Source organism: Billgrantia antri, from assembly GCF_017868935.1.
Classification (GTDB): domain Bacteria; phylum Pseudomonadota; class Gammaproteobacteria; order Pseudomonadales; family Halomonadaceae; genus Halomonas; species Halomonas antri.
In genome coordinates this window covers 1,347,614-1,367,491 of record NZ_CP053383.1, presented here as the reverse complement: position 1 = coordinate 1,367,491, position 19,878 = coordinate 1,347,614, and the positions used below count along the sequence as shown (strand labels likewise).

15 protein-coding genes are annotated in these 19,878 nt (G+C 64.5%); 10 read left to right on the top strand and 5 right to left on the bottom strand.

The annotated features are described in order from the left end of the window. Positions 1-18: 18 nt before the first annotated feature. The 4 genes from araH to HNO53_RS06470 form a co-directional block, all read right to left on the bottom strand. Positions 19-1,029 carry an L-arabinose ABC transporter permease AraH gene (gene araH, locus HNO53_RS06485; protein WP_209477131.1) on the bottom strand — a complete coding sequence of 337 codons (1,011 nt, stop codon included), beginning with the start codon at positions 1,027-1,029 and terminating at the stop codon, positions 19-21. Positions 1,030-1,097: 68 nt separating this feature from the next. Next, complete coding sequence (gene araG, locus HNO53_RS06480) at positions 1,098-2,591, bottom strand: L-arabinose ABC transporter ATP-binding protein AraG (protein ID WP_209477129.1); 1,494 nt, start codon at positions 2,589-2,591, stop codon at positions 1,098-1,100. 2 nt (positions 2,592-2,593) lie between these two features. After that, the gene (locus HNO53_RS06475) at positions 2,594-3,589 is read right to left on the bottom strand and encodes an arabinose ABC transporter substrate-binding protein (RefSeq protein WP_209477127.1); all 996 of its coding nucleotides are present in this window, start codon (positions 3,587-3,589) and stop codon (positions 2,594-2,596) included. Between the two features lie 52 nt (positions 3,590-3,641). Continuing rightward, positions 3,642-4,868 (bottom strand): aldose epimerase family protein, encoded by a 1,227-nt coding sequence (locus HNO53_RS06470; RefSeq protein ID WP_209477125.1) that lies wholly within the window; start codon positions 4,866-4,868, stop codon positions 3,642-3,644. Positions 4,869-5,025: 157 nt separating this feature from the next. Here HNO53_RS06470 and HNO53_RS06465 point away from each other — a divergent pair, with 157 nt between their 5' ends. Beyond that, positions 5,026-5,982 carry a LysR family transcriptional regulator gene (locus HNO53_RS06465; RefSeq protein WP_209477123.1) on the top strand — a complete coding sequence of 319 codons (957 nt, stop codon included), beginning with the start codon at positions 5,026-5,028 and terminating at the stop codon, positions 5,980-5,982. Positions 5,983-5,994: 12 nt separating this feature from the next. Here the strand turns inward: HNO53_RS06465 and HNO53_RS06460 are convergent, their stop codons facing one another. Beyond that, positions 5,995-6,921 carry a Gfo/Idh/MocA family protein gene (locus tag HNO53_RS06460; RefSeq protein WP_209477122.1) on the bottom strand — a complete coding sequence of 309 codons (927 nt, stop codon included), beginning with the start codon at positions 6,919-6,921 and terminating at the stop codon, positions 5,995-5,997. 136 nt (positions 6,922-7,057) lie between these two features. Between HNO53_RS06460 and HNO53_RS06455 the strand changes: the two genes are divergently transcribed. From HNO53_RS06455 to HNO53_RS06415, 9 genes are all read left to right on the top strand, one after another. Then, the gene (locus HNO53_RS06455) at positions 7,058-8,077 is read left to right on the top strand and encodes a TRAP transporter substrate-binding protein (protein ID WP_209477121.1); all 1,020 of its coding nucleotides are present in this window, start codon (positions 7,058-7,060) and stop codon (positions 8,075-8,077) included. 68 nt (positions 8,078-8,145) lie between these two features. After that, positions 8,146-8,742 carry a TRAP transporter small permease subunit gene (locus tag HNO53_RS06450; RefSeq protein ID WP_209477120.1) on the top strand — a complete coding sequence of 199 codons (597 nt, stop codon included), beginning with the start codon at positions 8,146-8,148 and terminating at the stop codon, positions 8,740-8,742. After that, positions 8,742-10,043, top strand: coding sequence for a TRAP transporter large permease (locus HNO53_RS06445; protein ID WP_209477119.1), 1,302 nt, complete (start codon positions 8,742-8,744; stop codon positions 10,041-10,043). The genes HNO53_RS06450 and HNO53_RS06445 overlap by 1 nt, the downstream gene beginning before the upstream one ends. A gap of 27 nt (positions 10,044-10,070) precedes the next feature. After that, the gene (gene araD1 / locus HNO53_RS06440; protein ID WP_209477118.1) at positions 10,071-11,057 is read left to right on the top strand and encodes an AraD1 family protein; all 987 of its coding nucleotides are present in this window, start codon (positions 10,071-10,073) and stop codon (positions 11,055-11,057) included. 19 nt (positions 11,058-11,076) lie between these two features. Then, on the top strand, positions 11,077-12,654 hold the full coding sequence (locus HNO53_RS06435) for an aldehyde dehydrogenase (NADP(+)) (protein ID WP_209477117.1): 1,578 nt from the start codon (positions 11,077-11,079) through the stop codon (positions 12,652-12,654). A gap of 267 nt (positions 12,655-12,921) precedes the next feature. After that, positions 12,922-13,440 (top strand): Hcp family type VI secretion system effector, encoded by a 519-nt coding sequence (locus HNO53_RS06430; protein ID WP_209477115.1) that lies wholly within the window; start codon positions 12,922-12,924, stop codon positions 13,438-13,440. A gap of 241 nt (positions 13,441-13,681) precedes the next feature. Further along, complete coding sequence (locus HNO53_RS06425) at positions 13,682-15,781, top strand: type VI secretion system Vgr family protein (RefSeq protein WP_209477114.1); 2,100 nt, start codon at positions 13,682-13,684, stop codon at positions 15,779-15,781. After that, on the top strand, positions 15,766-16,614 hold the full coding sequence (locus tag HNO53_RS06420) for a DUF4123 domain-containing protein (RefSeq protein ID WP_209477112.1): 849 nt from the start codon (positions 15,766-15,768) through the stop codon (positions 16,612-16,614). The genes HNO53_RS06425 and HNO53_RS06420 overlap by 16 nt, the downstream gene beginning before the upstream one ends. Before the next feature lie 188 nt (positions 16,615-16,802). Beyond that, positions 16,803-19,868 carry a hypothetical protein gene (locus HNO53_RS06415; protein WP_209477110.1) on the top strand — a complete coding sequence of 1,022 codons (3,066 nt, stop codon included), beginning with the start codon at positions 16,803-16,805 and terminating at the stop codon, positions 19,866-19,868. Positions 19,869-19,878 lie beyond the last annotated feature (10 nt).

Sequence of the window (19,878 nt, the reverse complement as noted above, 5' to 3'; positions counted from 1 at the left end):
TCTCCTGGAACCGAAGGATCACGCACGCTGGCGTCGGGTCTGCTTCCAGCGGTCGAACATTACCGCCAGCAGCAGGATCGCGCCGCGTACTAGGTACTGATAGAAAGTGGGAACGTTGAGCAGGCCCATGGCGTTCTGCACGCAGCCCATGATGAGAACGCCCACCAGCACGCCGGTGATGGTTGCCACGCCGCCGGAGAGGGCCACGCCGCCCAGCACACAGGCCGAGATGACGGCGAGCTCCAACCCCATCGAGGTATTGGGATCGCCCAGTCCCATGCGCGAGGTGAGCAGCACCCCGGCAATGCCGGCCACCACGCCCTGCAGGCCGAAGACGATTACCTTGAGCCGGCGCACGTTGACCCCGGCCAGCGCCGCCGCCTCGGGGTTGCCGCCGGTGGCCAGCACGTTGCGCCCGAACGCGGTCATGTTGAGCAGTACGCCGAAGATCACGAAGCAGGCGATCATGGTCCATACCGGCAGGGTCAGGCCGAGGAAGGAGGCGCTGCCGAGGTCGAAGAACTCGGGCACGGTGATCATCACCGCGTCGCCGCCGGAGGTGATGTAGGCCAGGCCGCGCACGAACTCCATGGCGGCGAGGGTGGCGATCAACGAATTGATACCGAACTTCGCCACCACGAAGCCGTTGAAGGCCCCTACCGCGCCCCCGGCGAGTACGCCGCCGAGTACGCCGATCACCACGCTGCCGGAAGCCGAGGTGACCACGGCGGCGACGACGCCGGCGAAAGCGACGATGGAGGCTACCGAAAGATCGACCTCGCCCAGCGCCAGCACCATCATCATGGTGGTGGCGATGGTGCCGATCAGGGTGATGGAGAGCAGCAGGCCCACCATGTTGCGTCCGGTGAAGAAGCCCGGGATGAAAATCGCCAGTGCGATGAACAGGATCATGAAGATGGCGATCAATCCGGACGTGTCGAGCAGGGTGCGCAGGGGCTTGGGCAGCCCTCGGCGCGGGGACGCAGCCGTCGCACTGCGGTCTGCCCCTGCGAGTTTTTGGGTAGTCATGTCGTATCCCTCAGATGCCTCTTGTCATGTATTTGTCGTTGCGCTTGACGATGCACTTGTAGACAGTCTCAGGCAGGCAGCGCCAACCCCAGCAGACGCTCCTGGGTGGCCTCCTGGCGGGGCACGATGTCAATCAGTGCGCCGTCGCGCATCACGCCGATGCGGTCACAGATGGAGCTCACCTCAGCCAGATCGCTGGAGATCACGACGACGCTCTTGCCCTGCTCGGTCAGCTCGAAGAGCAGGTTGTAGATGTCCCGCCGAGCGCCCACGTCGATACCGCGTGTCGGCTCGTCCATCACGAACAAGTCGATCTTCTCGGATAGCCAGCGCGCCAGAATCACCTTCTGCTGGTTGCCGCCGGAGAGCGTGCCGATGGGCGTACGCGGCCCCGGCGTCTTGATACTCAGCCGCTTGATGTACTCCTCGGCGTTGGCACGTTCTCGGCGCGGGTCGCGCAGCAGCCCCCAGCGCTTGAAGAAGCGCCGGCAGCTTACGTTGAGGTTGTCGGCCACGCTGGCGACGGGAAAGATGCCCTGCGACTTGCGATCCTCCGGGCACATGGCGATGCCCCGGCGGATGGCCTCGCCAGTGCTGGCAAAGCGCCGAGCCACACCCTGGAGGCGCACCTCGCCCGCCTGGGCGGTCTCGACGCCGCATACCAGTCGCATCAATTCGCTGCGCCCCGCCCCCACCAGGCCGAACAGACCGAACACTTCGCCGCGCTTGACCGCGAAGCTCACGGGCGCCCTGAGCCCTCGACCCTCGATGGCGTCGATCTCGAGCATCACCTCGCCCTGCTTACGCTCGCGGTAGCCGTAGACATCCTCGATGTCGCGGCCGACCATCTCGCTGACCAGGGTGTCGTGATCGAGCGTTTCTAGGCTCTGGTGGGTACGAATGTGCTTGCCGTCGCGGAATACGGTGACCGCATCGCACATCTTGAAGACCTCCTCCATGCGATGGGTGACGTAGAGCACCACGCGGCCCTCGTCACGCAGCCGGGCGACGATGCGCTCGAGCTGGCGCGTCTCCTGCACCGACAGGCTGCTGGTCGGCTCGTCGAAGGCGATGATGCGCGCATCGCGCAGCAGCGCGCGGCCGATCTCTATCATCTGCTGCTGGCCGATGGAGAGATCCCGCACCTTGGTCGAGGGGTGGATGCTCCCCTCGCCGAGTTCTTCGAGGATGCGCAATGCCCGCTCGCGCAGCTGGCGTCGGTCGATGAAGCCACGGCTGACCGGAAGCTGGCCGAGAAGCAGGTTCTCGGCCACCGACATGTTTGGCGCCAGCGTCAACTCCTGGTAGATGATGGCGATACCCTGGCCGAGCGCCTCGCGGGCGTTGGCGAACACATGACGCTCGCCGTCGATCCACAGCGCTCCTTCAGTGACGCGGTTGACCCCGCTGAGCACCTTGAGCAGCGTCGACTTGCCGGCACCGTTCTCGCCCATCAGCGCATGTACCTGGCCGGCGTGCACACCGAAGCTGACCCTGTCGAGCGCCCGCACGCCGGGGAAGACCACGCTGATGCCGTCGAATCGAAGATAGGGTTCGGTCATGTTCACAGTCCGAGTTCGGCGCGCACTTCCTGCCAGTTGTCGCGCGTCATCAGGGTGCCGGAGGTTTCGGTGTTGGCCGGCGGCTCTTCACCTTCTGTGATCCAGCGATAGAGATCCTCCGCCGTCTGGCGCCCGTGCTGGGTGGAACTCACCGCAACGGTGCCGTGGAAGCCCGTCGGGTTGCTGCGTGAGAACTCGGCGAAGGCGGCACCCGAGCCGTTGATGCCCACGCCGATCACGTCTTCGGCACCCAGGCCGTACTGCTCGGTGGCGCGCACGCCGCCCAGCACGCTCTCCTCGTTGAGGGCGTAGATGATCCAGTGCTCGAACTCGCCGCGCTGTGAGATGACCGGCGAGGCGGCCGAGAAGGCGCTGCTGGTATCGGTGTTCTGCTGGGGTGCGTCGAAGATGTTGTCTTCCGGGAATCCCCACTCCAACAACGCGTCGGTGGCACCGTCGGTGCGCTCCTTGGCGGTGGGTAGCTCATAGTTGGTGATGCGCAGCGCGGCGACCTCCTGAGGATCCCAGCCGCGGGCCTCCATCTCGGCGGCAATCGCCTCGCCGACCTGCTGGCCAATCTTGTAGCCGGACATGCCCAGGTGCGGAACCTCCTCCATGGGCTCGCCGTCGCTGCCCACGAAGCGGTCGTCTACCGTGACCACCTTCATGCCGTACTGGTTGGCACGGTTCATGATAGCGGGGCCCAGGCGCACGTCGGGCGGGCAGATGACGAAGCCCTGGGCACCCTGGGAGTTGAGGTTGTCGATGGCACTCAGCACCTCCTGGCCATCCTCGCCGCCCAGTCGGACGACGCTGAAGCCCAGCTCTTCTCCGGCCTGAGTGGCGGCCTCCTGCTCGTTGATGAACCAGGCCTGCTCAGGCTTCTTGACGATGAAGCCTATCTTGACGTCCTCTTCGGCCGCCTGAGCCGCGCCGACGGTTCCGAGCGCCAGGCCGGCACTCAGGGCCAGACGAGTGAAGGTAGTGGTGAAAGTCATGACGTACTCCTAAGTCTCTGCATGTGTTGTTGTTGATGTTCAGACTCTTGGATCATGTGCCCGGGGCTTCTTCCTGGGCGGAGAACCGGTAGATCGTGCGCGTGCGATAGGTCTCCCCCGGCTCGAGAATCGTCGACGGAAAGTCGATCTGGTTGGGGGAGTCGGGGTAGTGCTGGGTCTCCAGCGCGAACCCGGAGCGATGCTCGTAGGCCTGGCCCCGCTTGCCCGTCAGGTCGCCGGCCAGGAAGTTTCCCGAATAGAACTGGATTGCCGGCTCGGTGGTGGCGATCTCCAGCAGGCGTCCGCTGTCGGGCTCCCACACCCTGGCGGCCAGCACGGGCTCACTGGGAGAAGCAGCCTGCTCGGCAAGAACGAAGTTATGGTCGTAGCCCTTGCCGAAGGTCAGTTGCTCGTTGTCCTGCTTGATGCGCTCGCCGATCGGCGTCGGTTGGGTGAAATCGAATGGTGTGCCTTCGACCGGGCGAATCTCGCCGGTGGGAATCAAGGTGTCGTCCACCGGAGTGAAGGCTTCGGCGTTGATCATCAAATGGTGATCGAGAATGCTGCCGCTGCCCTCGCCCTCGAGGTTGAAGTAGCTGTGCTGGGTGAGGTTGACCGGCGTCGCCTTGTCGGTAGTTGCCCGGTAGTCGACGAGCAACTCATCAGTGTCGGTCAAGGTGTAGGTCACCTCGGTTTCCAGCCGCCCCGGATAGCCCTCCTCGTCGTCCTCGCTGGTATAGCGCAGGACGAGGCCGGCCCCTTCGTCGTTCTCGAACGGCTCGGCCTGCCACAGCACCCTGTCGAATCCCTGCTGACCGCCATGAAGATGGTTGTCTCCATCGTTGCTCGCCAACGTATGGGTTTTCCCGTCGAGAGAGAACTGGCCGTCGGCGATGCGATTGCCGTAGCGCCCGATCAGGGCACCGAAGTAGGGGTTGGCCTGGCGATATTCGTCGGAGAGGTACTCGTCCAGCGCATCGAAGCCCAGCACGATATCGTCGAGTTCGCCCTGCACATCGGGAGTCTTCAGCGAGAGGATGATGCCGCCATAGTTGATGACACGCATCTCGATGCCATTGGCATTGGTAAAGCGATATACATCAACCTGGCGACCGTCGGGCAACTGGCCAAACACCGATTTTTCGACACCGTGCGCGTCGTCGGAAGGCGACTCGGCGCTGCCATGAACCTCGGCCACGCCCAGCAACAGTACGGCAGCCGCCGCACTCAGCGGCAGATGCAAGCCGGCACCGCGCGCCGAAGCGTACGTCAGTGGCATGATCTATCTCCTTGATCCTGGAATTGTTGTTGTCGGTGCGACGCATTCGCCGCGGATACAGCCGCTACAGTAGCCAGGCCTGACATAACCAACCAATACGCAAACTTGTTATTTTTGATATATAAACTGTTATCAAAAAAGAGAACGGAGAGGCACCATGCGCACGCTGGATGACGACTGGTTCCTGCAAGCACGACTAAAGTTGCGCCATTTCCAGCTCTTCCTGGCGCTCGACGAGCAGCGCAACCTGCATCGCGCGGCCGCGCAGTTGGGCATCAGTCAGCCGGCCGCTTCTAAACTCCTCGGCGACATCGAAGCCCAACTGGGCGTCAAGCTGTTCGATCGCCACTCACGCGGGCTCGTGCCTAACTGGTATGGAGAGGTGCTGGTACGGCATGCGCAAGCCATGCTGTCGGATCTTCGCAACACCGGCAAAGAACTCAATGCCCTGCTCGAGGGCAATGCCGGCAAGGTGGCCATCGGCACGGTAATGGCACCGGCGGTTACCCTGCTGGCCAGCGCCATCGAGCGGGTGCACCGCACCCACCCCAGGCTCAAGGTCAGCGTCGAGGTCGACGTCAGCAAGCGACTGGTGCCGAGGCTGTTGGAGGGCGAGCTGGATTTCGCCATAACGCGAATCCCGGCCGGGTTCCCGACCGACCCGTTCGTGTTCGAGGAGATCGGCGAGGAGGAGATCTGCTTCGTGTGCCGTGAGGGTCACCCGCTGTCGGGAGCTGAACCGCTGACGCTGGAGGCCATGGCCGCCTATCCGTGGGCACTTCAGCCCCAGGGGGCGCTGATGCGCCAACGGGTCGACGCGCTGTTTCTCTATCACGCCATCGCCCCACCGGCGCAGGTCGTCGATACCACCGACATCCTGGTGGCACTGGCGCTGATCGATCGATCGGATACGATCACGGCCACCACGCGCCAGGTGGCCGACCTGCTATGCGCCCCGACGCGCTTTCGCGTCCTGCCTTTCCATCAGCGGCTCAGTGTGCAGCCGTTCGGCCTTGTGAGCCTGAGGCGCCGCCGGCTCTCCCCGGGCGCGGCGACGCTGACGAGCATGATAAGGGAGCTGGTAGCCCATCAGCGCCAGCAAGGACTGATCTAACCCATTTCCAACTCATTCGATGAAGGGCTCCGTCGGCTCGCGCCAGGCAGCAAGGCAGGCATCCGCCACATGCCGCAGCGGGGCCAGGTCGACGTCGCTGCGACGCTCCCGGATCAGCTCGGCGAACCGGGCATAGAGGCCGGGGTACTCGCGCTCCTCGGCATCAAGCAGGCACTCGCCGTCGAGCTCCAGCCGGCAACCGCCCTGCAGCAGGCTGAGCCGCCCCACCTCGGTCTCGACGTGAATGCTCCATATCGGCGGGCTCGGCTGGCGAAAATCGAAGTCGGCCACGATCGGCGCGCCCTCGGTATCGTTGAAGGTCAGCGCCGCGGCGATCGGCGCCTGGCAGTTGCTCGGTACCCACAGCCGCGCATCGCGCAGGAAAAAGGCGCGAGGCAGTATCTCGGTGGCAATCGACAGCGCATTGATGCCGGGATCGAACACCCCCATCCCGGCCGGCTCCCAGATCCACGCCTGGCCCGGGTGCCATACCCGCACGTCCTCCCGCCAGTCGATCTCGACCCTCTGGATGCGCCGCTCCCGCAGCCACTCACGAGCCTGCTCCACGGCCGGGGCAAAGCGCGAGTGCCAGGCGGCGAACAGCGTGCAACCCTGCCGCTCGGCCAGTTCGACCAGATCCTCCACCTCGCTCAGGGTCGCCCCGGGCGGCTTCTCCAGCAATACGCTCCTGCCCTGTTCCAGCGCGATGCGCGCCTGAGCATAGCGCAGGTGCGTCGGCGTGCAGATGGCCACCGCTTCCAGTTCGGGATGCGCCTCGAGCATCTCACCCAGGGCGGCGTAGCCGTGTACCGGCGCGTGCCGGGAATGGGGATCCGCGGTGGCAGCCAAGTGAAAGTCGCGGCTTTCGGTGAGGGCCGGGAGGTGCTGGTCGCGGACGATCTTGCCCACTCCTACCAGGCCGATTTCGATCTCTTGCATTGCCAATTCCTTTGATTCGGATGGCGAGACGCTACGTCCCGCCTGAGGTAGTCACGACTAAAGTCTATGTTGAACATGAACGACATATGTTCAACATATAGGCGGAAAGTAACAATTAACAACCCTTGGAGCCCGTATGCTCAATCTCGCACCCCGTCATATCCTCATCGGCTCGGCTCTGCTGCTGGGCCTCTCCACGGCCCACGCCGCCGAGTACGAGTGGACCTTCCAGGCCTCCGAGACCTCCGGCGAGCCCAGCTTCAAGATCAAGCAGGAGTGGGCCGAGCGCATCTCCCGCATGACCGATGGCCGCGTCGAGATCGAGGTCATGCCGATCAATGCCGTGGTCGGCCCGACCGAGACGCTGGATGCGGTGAGTTCCGGCATCCTGCAGGGCCACATGACCGACCCCAGCTACTTCTCGGGGCGCGACCCCGCCTTCGGCATGCTGGGTAACCTGGTCGGCGCCTGGCAGAACCCTTACGATTTTCTCGAGTACATGAAGCACGGCGGCGGCGAAGACCTCTACAACGAACTGGTCGAACCCTACGGCGTGCACCTGATCGGTGCAGCCACCTTCCCGCTGGAGTCGGTGCCCTCCACCGTGCCGATCGAGTCCTTGGAGGACTTCGAAGGCCTCAAGATCCGCGCCCCGCAGGGCATGGTCTATAACGTCTTCGAGCGCATCGGGGCAAGCCCCGTCAACCTGCCCGGCTCCGAAGTCTATACCGCGCTGGAGAAGAAGGTCATCGATGCCGCCGACTCCACCGTGCTCTCCAACAACGACGCCATGGGCCTGCACGCCTTCGCGCCCTACCCGCTCTACCCCGGCTTCCACTCGATGCCGATGATCGCCGTGTCGATCAACAAGCAGATCTGGGATGAGCTGCCGGAAGAGCTGCAGACGACCCTCGAGACCGCCTTCGACGGCATGGCCTACGACCTGATCGCACGGCTCAAGGCCCAGGACATCGAGACCCTGCAGCGCCTGCAGGAAGACCCGGACGTTCACCCCTACGACCTGCCCGCCGAGGAGCGTCGCAAGTTCAGCGCCGCTGCGGAAGCGGAATGGCAGGAGTGGGCCGGCGAGAACGAGATGACCCAGAAGGTCTACGACTCCGCCACCGCCTTCCTGCGCTCGCGCAACCTGCTCTGAACCACACACCGGCAACCGCTGCGGGCCGCCAGGCGTCTGGCGGCCCGCAGCGCCACTAGAGATACGCCATGTCGCAGCAACAGCATGACCCCAAGCCCCTGCCCGAACAGGAACTCGCCGACATCGTAGAGCATGTCGAGGATGTCTCGCCCGAGCGCAACGGTCTTGATCGGCTGGTGTCGAGAGGCGCCCGGGGCGCCGCCTGGATGATCCTGCTGGCCATGGCCATCAGCGTAGTCGAGGTCTTCCTGCGCTATGGGTTCAATTCCCCCACCTCCTGGGTCCATGAGAGCGTGGTATTCCTCATCGCGATCAGCTTCGCCCTGGGCGGCCCTGCCGCCATGGCACGCAATAGCCACATCCGGGTCAAGGTGCTCTACGACAACGTCGGCCCGCGCCTCAGGGGCTGGATGGATCGCTTCAACGACCTGGTGACGCTGGGTTTCTGCCTGGCCATGAGCTACGCCGCCTTCACCATGTTCTGGACAGCGTCTCACAGTCCGCTCGGCGAATGGCGCCTGGAGCGCTCCGGCACCTCCTGGAACCCCCCATTTCCGGCCCTGGTCAAGGGCATGATCCTGTTCGCCCTGGCGCTGATGACACTGCAGGCATTGTTGCACTTGATCCAGTCGTTGCGGGCTCGCCCCGGCCGGGAGGTGCGCTGATGGATATCTCGACCGCTACCCTGCTGATGGTCGGGGCCATCTTCGCGCTGCTGGTGACAGGCCTGCCGCTGGCCTTTATCACCGGCCTGGTGGCGATGGCCTTCACCTTCGGCTGGTTCGGCGAAACCGCGCTGCCGCTGGTCACCAGCCGCGTCTACGGCTTCATCACCGAGTACTCGCTGGTTGCGGTGCCGATGTTCGTGCTTATGGCCTCGCTGCTCGACCGCTCCGGCATCGCCAAGGATCTGTTCAACGCCATGCGTGTGTTCGCCGGCCGCCTGCCCGGTGGCGTGGCGGTGCAGACCATCGTGGTGGCGTTCTTCCTCGCCGCGCTGTCCGGAATCATCGGCGGCGAGATCGTGCTGCTGGGCATCCTGGCGTTGCCGCAAATGCTGCGCCTGGGCTACGACAAGCGCCTGTCGATCGGCGTGGTATGTGCCGGCGGCGCGCTGGGCACCATGATGCCGCCGTCGATCGTGCTGATCATCTACGGCCTGATCGCCAGCGTCTCGATCGCCGAGCTATTCACCGCGGCGATCACGCCTGCCGTCATTCTGATGGGCTCCTACATCGCCTACGTACTGGTGCGCTGCCTCAAGAATCCCGACATGGGACCGCCGTTGACCGAGGAGAGCCAGGACAACCCCTTCACCGGCAGGCTCGACGCCGCCAAGGCAATATTGCTCCCCGGGCTGATCGCCTTCCTGGTGCTCGGCACCATCTACGGCGGTATCGCCTCGGTCACCGAAGCGGCGGCCATGGGCGTGTTCGGTGTCATCCTGGCGATCATAGTGCGCCGCGAATTCTCGCTCTCCATGCTGCATCACAGTCTGGGCCAGACGCTCAACACCTGCGGCATGATCATCTGGATCGGCATCGGCGCCGCCGCCCTGGTCGGCGTCTACAACCTGATGGGCGGCAACCGTTTCGTCTCGGGCCTGATCCTGGGCCTCGAGGTGGCACCGATCGTCATCATCCTGGTGATGATGGGCATCATGCTGGTGCTCGGCCTGTTCCTCGACTGGATCGGCATCGCCATGCTCGCCCTGCCGATCTTCCTGCCCATCGTCACCGAGCTGGGCTTCGACCCGATCTGGTTCGGCATCCTGTTCGCCGTGAACATGCAGGTCTCGTTCCTGTCGCCGCCCTTCGGCCCGGCGGCGTTCTATCTCAAGAGCGTGGCGCCGCCCGAGATCAGCCTCAAGGACATCTATGTCTCGGTGCTGCCGTTCATGCTCATCCAGCTCTGCGTGCTGGCCGCCCTGCTGCTATGGCCGCAGCTGGCGATCTGGCCACTCTAACCAATGTCCAATACGAGGAATCACGCCATGCGCCTGATTCAATGCGAGCACCATGGCCGTATCCACGCGGCCCGGGTCGAAAGCGACCGTGAAGTGCGCCTGCTCGACAGCGACACCTACACACTGGCCCGCCGCGCCATCAGCGCGGGGCAATCGTTGGCCGCCACCGTCGAGTCGGCACTCACCGAGACCCGCCTCGACTACCAGCGACTGGTCGACAAGAAACGCCTGCTGCCGCCGCTGACCCACCCCGACCCGGCGCACTGCCTGGTGACCGGCACCGGCCTCACTCATCTGGGCAGCGCCGATACGCGCTCGGCGATGCATGCGAAAACACAGGTGAGTGAAGCGGAGCTCACCGACTCCATGCGCATGTTCAAGCTCGGCGTGGAAGGCGGCAAGCCCGCTGCGGGCAGCGTTGGCGCCCAGCCGGAGTGGTTCTACAAGGGCGATGGCAGCTGTGTCGTCGCGCCCGAGACGGAGATTCCCGTGCCGCCCTTTGCCGAGGATGCCGGCGAGGAGCCGGAGCTGGCCGGGCTCTACGTGATCGGCGACGACGGCCAGCCCTGGCGGGTCGGCTACGCCATCGGCAACGAGTTCTCCGATCATGTGACCGAGCGTTTCAACTACCTGTGGCTGGCCCACTCCAAGCTGCGCGCCTGTAGTTTCGGTCCGGAGCTTCTGATCGGTGAGTTGCCCAAACATCTGGAAGGCACCAGCCGCATCGTGCGCGGCAACGAGACGGTCTGGGAGAAGCCCTTCCTCACCGGCGAGGCCAACATGGCCCACAGCCTGGCCAACCTGGAGCATCACCACTTCAAGTATGCGGGCTTTCGCCGTGCCGGTGACGTGCACGTGCACTTCTTCGGCACCGCCACCCTGAGCTTTGCCGACGGCATCCAGACCCGCGACGGCGACCGCTTCGAGATCGCGCTGAGCGAATTCGGTCGCCCCCTGCGCAATCCACTACGCTTCGAGGCAGACCAGCCAGCCATCGAAGTGAAATCGCTCTGAGAGCAGCAAGGAGTTCGACATGTCCCTGGAAGGCAAGATGCTGATCGGCCGCGAAGCCGTCAGCGGCAGTTCCCAGCCCATCAACGCCGTCAATCCCGCCACCGGCGAGACCCTCGCGCCCACCTATGGCGGCGGCACGACCGCCGAGGTCGAGCGCGCCTGCGAACTCGCCGAGAAGGCCTTTGCCAGCTACCGCGAGACCACCCTCGAAGCGCGCGCCGCCTTTCTCGAGACCGCGGCCTCCGAGATCGAGGCCATCGGCGACGAACTGATCGAGCGCGCCATGGCCGAGACCGGCCTGCCCCGGGCGCGCCTCGAAGGCGAGCGCGGCCGTACCTGCGGCCAGCTGCGCCTGTTCGCCTCGGTGGTGCGCGCCGGCGAGTGGCTCGACCTGCGCCTCGACCCGGCCCTGCCGGAGCGCCAGCCGATGCCCCGCGCCGACCTGCGCCAGCGTCACATTCCGCTCGGCCCCGTCGCCGTGTTCGGCGCCTCGAACTTCCCGCTGGCCTTCTCCGTGGCCGGCGGCGATACCGCCTCGGCGCTGGCCGCCGGCTGCCCGGTGGTGGTCAAGGGCCACTCCGCCCATCCCGGCACCTCGGAGCTGGTGGGTCGTGCCATGCAGCGTGCCGTCGAGAAGAGTGGCCTGCCGGAGGGCGTGTTCTCGCTGCTGTTCGGTTCGGGCCGCGAGATCGGCCAGGCGCTGGTGGCCGACCCGCGCATTCAAGCCGTCGGCTTCACCGGCTCCCGCGGCGGCGGCACCGCGCTGATGAAGACCGCCCAGGCCCGCCCGCAGCCGATCCCGGTCTACGCCGAGATGAGTTCGATCAACCCGGTGTTCCTGCTGCCGGAGGCGTTACGTGCCCGTGGGGCGCAGATCGCCGAGGGCTTCGTCGCCTCGCTCAACATGGGCGCCGGGCAATTCTGCACCAACCCCGGGCTGGTGATTGCGGTGAAGGGCCCCGAACTCGACGCCTTCGTCGAGGCCGCGGGCGATGCGCTCAAGGGCAGCGCCGCCCAGACCATGCTCACCCCGGGCATCCACGACGCCTACCAGCAGGGCGTGGGCCGGCTTTCGAGCAACGGCAAGGTACGCGAAATCGCCCGCGGCCAGGCCGGTGAATCCGCCCACCCGTGCCAGGCGGGGCTGTTCGTCACCGCGGCGGGTGACTTCCTCAACGATCCTGAGCTGCAGGAAGAAGTGTTCGGCGCCACCTCGCTGGTGATCGAGTGCGCTGACCTGGCGGAAGTGAAGCGCGTGGCGAGCCAGCTCGAAGGCCAGCTTACCGCCACGCTGCAGATGGACGACGGCGACCTCGACGCGGCCAAGGCGCTGCTGCCGACTCTCGAGCGCAAGGCCGGCAGGATCCTCGCCAATGGCTGGCCGACGGGCGTCGAGGTATGCCACGCCATGGTCCACGGCGGGCCCTACCCGGCCACCTCCGACAGCCGCACCACCTCGGTGGGCAGCGCGGCGATCTTCCGCTTCCTGCGCCCGGTGTGCTACCAGGCGCTGCCTGAGGGCTTGCTGCCCGAGGTGCTGCGTGACGGCAACCCGTGGAAGATCTCGCGGCTGGTGGATGGCGAGCGCGAAGTGTAGCGCTCTGCCGCAGCGTCTTTCTAAAACCTATGGCGGCCTACGGCCGCCTTTTCCTTCCCAAGAACCCAATTCGAATTAGGCAATTTATTGCCCGCCGGGCAAGATCTTGCCCGCCCCGGGCAACTTCTTGCCTAATGTTAATTAGCATCTCGTCTTGAGAAATGTCTAATTGATTGATTCAAAATGAGTTGGCAAAAAGCGGCACACCTCCTGCTCCTTATGAACCGTCCATCGGGACATTTCATTCACATCGTCAAGGAGCAGACCATGCCGACTCCCTGCTATATCAGCATCGAAGGCCAGACCCAGGGCAACATCACCGCCGGTGCCTTCACCCCGGACTCCGTGGGCAACATCTACGTGGAAGGCCACGAGGACGAGATGCTGGTCCAGGAGTTCAAGCACGTCGTCACCGTGCCCACCGACCCGCAGTCCGGCCAGCCTTCCGGCCAGCGCGCTCACAAGCCGTTCGTCTTCACCGTGGCCCTGAACAAGGCCGTACCGCTGATGTACAACGCCCTGGCTTCCGGCGAGATGCTGCCCAACGTCGAGCTGAAGTGGTACCGCACTTCCGTGGAGGGCAAGCAGGAGCATTTCTTCACCACCACCCTGACCGACGCCACCATCGTCGACATCAACCTGCGCATGCCCCACGCCCAGGACGTGACCAAGGCCGAGTTCACTCAGCTGATGGACGTCTCCCTGGCCTACCGCAAGATCGACTGGGAACACACCGTCGCCGGCACCTCCGGTTCCGACGACTGGCGCGCCCCGATCGAGTCCTGATCGGCTCGCCCTCGCCCCTGCCCGACCGCTCGCCGGGCGGGGGCGATTCGCCTCGCGACGCCAGCGTTCTTCATCGAGCGCTGGCGTCGCGGCGTGTAAGAGATCGCCGACACGGGTTGTCAGCGTTCGTCCCTTCGTGCCGTTTCGCTCTTGTCTTGTCGGATACGGCACGTAACCTACCGTCGCGGCATCTTTCGCCGTGGCGGTGGCTCACCGCATATTCGTCTTCCAGGAGGGAAGCATGGCCGCTGAAACCGGACTCCAATTCACCCTCGCGCTCGCCGGGGCTGACTCGGCCGACCTGGCGGTGGTCGACTTCACCCTGGAGGAGGCGCTCTCCGCGCCCTTCACCCTCACGCTACGCTTCGCCAGCCGTGACGGCAGCCTCGCCGCGAGTGACATCCTCGACCGCCCGGTGAGCCTGACGATATGGCAGGACGGCGAGGTGCTGCGCCGGGTGCACGCCATCGTCAGCGAGTTCGGTCGCGGCGACCGCGGCCACCGGCGCACGATCTACTCGCTGGTCGCGCGCCCGGCCGTCTGGCGCCTGGGCCTGCGCCACAACTCGCGCATCTTCCAGCAGGTCTCGCCGCTCACGGTCATCAACACCCTGTGCGACGAGCGCGGCCTCACCGACGTGGCCTTCGCCGCCACCCGTGAACCGGTCGAACGCGAGTACCTGACCCAGTACCGCGAGAGCGACCTCGACTTCATCCAGCGCCTGGCCGCCGAGGAGGGGCTGTTCTACTTTCATGAGTTTGAAGATGCTCCCGGTGGCACCCACCGCCTGGTATTCGCCGACGCGCCCCAGGTGCTGGCCCACCTGGGCAGCCGCACCTACCACGGCCGCGCCGGCGGCACCCCGCCGAGCCGCCACGTGCGCAAGCTCGAACAGCTCGCTCGGGTCGCCCCGGCTTCGGTCACGCTCAAGGACACCTCGTTCAAGAACCCCGCCTACGCCCAACTCCATGAACACGCCGCGGACGGCCTGGAAGAACACGCCCAAAGAGACGACTACGAACACTACGACTACCCCGGCCGCTACAAGGCCGACGCCTCCGGCGAGGCCTTCACCCGCATTCGCCTGGAGCACCTGAGAAGCGACGCCCTGACCTGCGCCGCCGAAAGCGACCTGCCCGAGCTCGCCCCGGGCACGCGCTTCACCCTCACCGACCACGATCTCGACGAGCTCAACGTCGACTGGCAGGTAGTGTCGGTCACGCACACCGGCAGCCAGCCCCAGGCGCTGGAAGAGGATGGTGTCACTCAGGGTGATGCGGCGGGCCTTGGCCAGATGACCAAGTTCGACAACGAACTGGTGCTGATACCCGCTGACCAGGCCTGGCGTCCCAAACCCAACGCCAAGCCAAGAGTCGACGGCCCGCAGGTCGCCTTCGTCGTCGGCCCCGAGGGCGAGGAGATTTATTGCGACGAGCACGGCCGGGTCAAGGTGCAGTTCCCCTGGGATCGCTACGCCGAGCCGAATGAAACGGCCAGCGCCTGGGTGCGCGTCAGCCAGGGCTGGGCCGGCGGCGGCTACGGCAGTATCGCCATTCCGCGGATCGGCCATGAGGTGGTGGTCAGCTTCCTCGAGGGCGATCCGGATCAGCCGCTGATCACCGGACGCACCTACCACGCGGTGAATACCCCGCCCTACGAACTGCCGGCACACAAGACCCGTACCGTCATCCGCACCCAGAGCCACAAGGGCGAAGGGTTCAACGAACTTCGCTTCGAGGACGAGGCTGGCGAGGAGCAGATCTGGCTGCACGCCCAGAAGGACCTGGAACTGCTCACCAATAACGACCGCACCGAGGAGATCGGCCACGACAGCTTCCTCACCGTGCATCACGACCGCATTGGTGAGATTGACGGCGACGATCACCACACCGTGCGCGGCAACCGGCACGAGCAGACCGACGGCAACCAGCACCTCACGGTGCAGGGCACGCTGCACATCAAGGCCGGCCAGGCCTGGCTCAGCGAATGCGGCCGCGAACTGCACATCAAGGCCGGCCACAAGGTGGTGCTGGAAGCCGGCAGCGAAATGACGCTCAACGCCGGCGGCAGCTTCCTCAAGCTCGACGGCGGCGGCGTGACCCTGGTCGGGCCCACGGTCAAGGTCAACGCCGGCGGCAGCCCCGGCTCCGGCAGCGGCCAGGCCGTCGAGACGCCGCTGTTGCCGGGCCGGGCGGTGGCGGAAATTCATGAGGCAATACCGCCTACCTCGCTGCCCAAGCTCAAAGACTATCAGCTCTCCGAGGCGACGCTGCTGCCGCTGTGCGGCAAGCTGAGCGAGACCACCTGCAGCCGGGGGGATTGCCCATGCCTGGCTGGTTGAACCGAATCGGCGAGCGCAGCCACCCGGTCGAGAGCCCGGCGGCCGGTTTCGATGGCCGCCGCCCCCTTTATGCGGTGCTCGACCAGCGCCGTGCCCCGGAACGCTGCGCCGCCCTCGTGGGCCAGCCCGGCTGGAACGACTTCCTGACCCTGTTCGCCGGCACGCCTCTGGCGCCGCTGCTGGACGCCAGCCCCTGGCTGGTCGAACTCACGCCAGGCAGCGAGGCCTGGCAGGCCATCCGTTCGCTATGCACGGGGCAGCGCTTCGGCTGGGCCTTTCAGCCAACACAAGCGACCTCTTCCGATGATCTGGCCGATCACCTGCGCCGCCTGTTCGTGCTCGACGACCCCCACGGCGGCCAGTCGCTGGTGAACCTTCAGGATGGCGCGGCCTGGACGGCACTGCTCGCCGCCGTCAGCGACACCGCCTACGCCCAACTCATCGGGCCGTTGGGGCAGGTCGTCACGCCCACGCTGCTGCCGCACTGGCAGGCGTGGCAGCTCGTCGATGTTGCTAGCGAGACCACGGGCGACACCGTTAACGAGTCCAAGGCACCGCCGCTGACCCAAGCGCTGGAACAGGCCCTCAAGGAGAGTCCACGCGCCTGGTGGCTCAGCCGGGCGACCGAGACGCCGCTTTCGGCGCTACCGCCGGCGTGGCTGGAGCGGCTGGGGCAGATCGAGGCGGCGGGCATCAAGCAAGCGCATTACCTCCAGCGTCTGCTGCCCTTGATCTGCCAAGAGAGCGAGTCTTTTTCCTCGTCTGTCGAACAGGAACTGCGCGCCGACCTGCCGATGCGCAAAAAAGTACAAGCTTTGGAGAGCCTGGTATGAGCACAGGAGCACGCCCCGGCAGCCCTGAAAATCCACATGTCATCAACCGATTCGAGCTACTGGAGTCAGAGGGCGGCAGCATCGAGTCGACAGCACAGCACGTCTGCGAGGAGCAGTGCTGGGCCGACATTCTGTACCTGCCGGGCACCCGCACTTTCTGGCTGCTGACCGAAGAGGTTTCCGACATCTTGCTGGAAGCCAGCGAAACGCTGAGCAAATGGGTACAGGAAGAAGACCCGGCCGAGCGTCTGCGCAAGCTCACCGAAGAGGCCGGGCTGGAATGCCTGCTGCCGGCCCGAGCCGAGAACTTTCTCGATGAGAGCGAACGGCAGCGCTACCGGGAAACCTTCGAACGGCTCGCCGAGTTGACGCAAGACGACGAGGCCTCACTGGAAGCGCGCATTGCGCATCAGCGCACCATGTGGGATCACTTGTATCAATTCAGTACTCCGGGTGTGCTGGAGTTCTTGAATCGCCGTATCAGCAGAGACGCTCAAGAAGTCGCCCGGCTGGAACGCCAACTGAGGCAGCTTTACCAACAGGGCCTTGAGCGTGCCAGGGAGCAAGGCTATAGCCTGGAAGATGAGGGCTACTTCGGTCCTTGGGAAGGCGAGATCGCATCCGCGCTGGAAGCCTACCGCTCGCAGCGCGCCCAGGCCCAACGGGAGTATCACTTCAATCCTGGCGGGCAAGGTGAAGCCACGCCCTTCTCCCTGCAAGACGTACTGGCGGAGTACCAGCGCTTCATCCAGCTATGCGAGTCGATGCCGCCCCGTGAGGCGGCCAACGAGTGTCGCTTCGTCGGCTACGTGCAGCAATTGAGCGAGCAACAAGAAAGCAAGTACAACGATTACCTGCACAGTATCCTCACGCTTGCATCACTCGGCATCGCTACACCCGAATTGGCCCTCTCCTCTCCCAACCCACAGCTGCGCCAACTGCGCAATGGTGTGGAAGCCTTCGATGCTTACTGCCGTACGCTCAAGGAGAGCCTCGAACTGCACCAGGCAGTTGAAAACAAGCTGCGCGAATGGGAGTCCGGTACGGGTGGGCAAACCCAACTGCCCGTTTTCCTCTTCGAGCAGGAGAGGCAGCGCTATGAGGCCCTGCAGGAAACCCTGAATGACCTTCATGAGCGCGCTCGGCTGGCCGTGGAAGAGATGGAGCCAGGCCGCATGTTGGTCTGGCATACCGATATCGAAGACGACCGGCATGCCCTGGGCTACCAAAAACGCAAGATAGAGCTTCTGGTACAGAACGACTTCCCGCTGCGCGAATTCAGCTCACCGCAGGGACAGAAGTCCCTTAGCCACATCAGCCTGTTGCAGATGGTCCCTACCATGACCGGCAACGAGCGCTGGCGGCTCGAGCGCACGCTTAGAGCTGACGGGGTGCTGCCGGCACGACTGTGGGACGCCCCTGAGAGAGCGCTCTCACAATGGCTACAAGGGCGAGGTTGCCAGGCGATAGCGCATCGGCTGGATTGGCACGACGAGCCCATGGGATTCTTTCAGCCCGAGCGCTTCTTCGCTTATCTGGAAGAGCAAGGCCATGAGGTCGCCTCGCTGGATGATGCCGGCAAACAAGCCTGGGGCGAGGCACTGCAAAAGATCCTCTTTACTGGCCCCAGCCGCGAGGAGCTTCGCTTGTTCGATGCCAGTGCCCAAGCGCAGATGCTTCGGCTTGTGGGCATGGCACGACATGAGCTAAACGAAGCCCGCCAAGAGGGTGAGCGCGACACCCCTTGGGACGTTACCGAGCACTCCCCCAGCCTGACCTTCTTCGATGCCGAATTGAAGGCGGAAAATAAAGGTGAACTAAAAGGCAAAGGCCGAAACGAAATCGTCCTCGAGCGGGAGCAGCCCGGCCACTGGACGCTGGAACCCGACGGTGAATGGAGCCCCTCGGTCGAACTGACCTACAGTTGGGAAGCCAAGGGCACCTTCAGTCTGGCTCGTGGCGAACTCCCATTGGGCCAGCTCGTACTCCCCAGCAAGGAGCAAGCTCGCCCGGTTGTCGCTACGCTCACCGAACGCGGCGAACAGCGCGAACTGGGACGCTACGCCATTGTACTCGACGCCGTCGCCAAGGGCTTCGCCGGCGCCAGTCTGGCACTCGCCACCGAAATGGGGTTTTCCTTCGACAAGGATGGGCTCAGCGTTTCCGGCATCGACTGGGTCAAGCGGGAAGCGACAGGCGCCACACTGGAAGCCTTCGCCGGGGCGCGCCTCGGCATCGAGACACGCTGCGAGCTGCATTGGGAGCCGCCCCAGAACTTGCTGCGCATTCTCCCCCAGCGTGCTGCCATGGCCAGCCTGGGTATGCATCGCCCCAGCCAATCGCTGAGCGGCTGGCGCAGTATCGGCGTTGCTCAGATCGATGTCGAAGCAGCAGCGGGCATCGGTGGCAAACTCGGGTTCGTGCTGGGCATGAAGAACGGTAAGTTCGTGTTCAAGGTGTCGGGACGTTTCGTCTTAGGCAGGGGCGCTGGCGGTGGCCTCGCCATCGAACTCGACCCCGATAGCCTGGATCTCTGGCTGGTCATGCTCCACCGCGCCCTGGTGGACAACAACTTCGAAAAGCCGGAGTGGATCGATGAGGAAGCCTATGAAAGCATGAACTGGCTGGCCTACATCGCGACCACGACCCTGCTCAATGTGGGGCTGCTGGCTGCACGTGGCAGAACCGGCATCGAGCGAATCTACCGGGCCATGACCGGCGGACAGAAAGCGGGGCCGATTGCGTATGTGTTGGTCAATGACCCGCGGAAAGACGAGCTGCGCAGGTGGGTACAGCAGCTCTCTCCCGAAGCCTTGGGGGCGCTATTGCATTTGCTGATTAGCGAGCCAAGAGCTTTTGAGGTTGATGGGCAGGGTAGAGGGCGTGGCGGCAGCCAGAGCTTCAATGCACGGCAGGCATTGGATTTCCAGCAGATCGCTATCTCAAACTGCCTGGGCTGGATCGTGGAGGGCGTGACGATGAGTGTCTACGGCGCACAGTGTCGCTTCAGTCACGTGGCCCCCACTCCTGCACAATACCTCTTTACCAAGGCGGTGGTGCGTATGACAGAAGATGGCCGCCCTGCCAGTAATTACGGCGATGTAGCCTACCTCAACAACCGACATCGATTGGATAGATTTATGGTTAGAATCTCTGGAACAAATAACGAAGATGCGATGCTCGCTAGAGAAGATTACCAGCGATCATCCAAAGGTCTTGGGGTAATCAATTGTGCTACATCAGTCTCCTACTAGAACAGGGAGT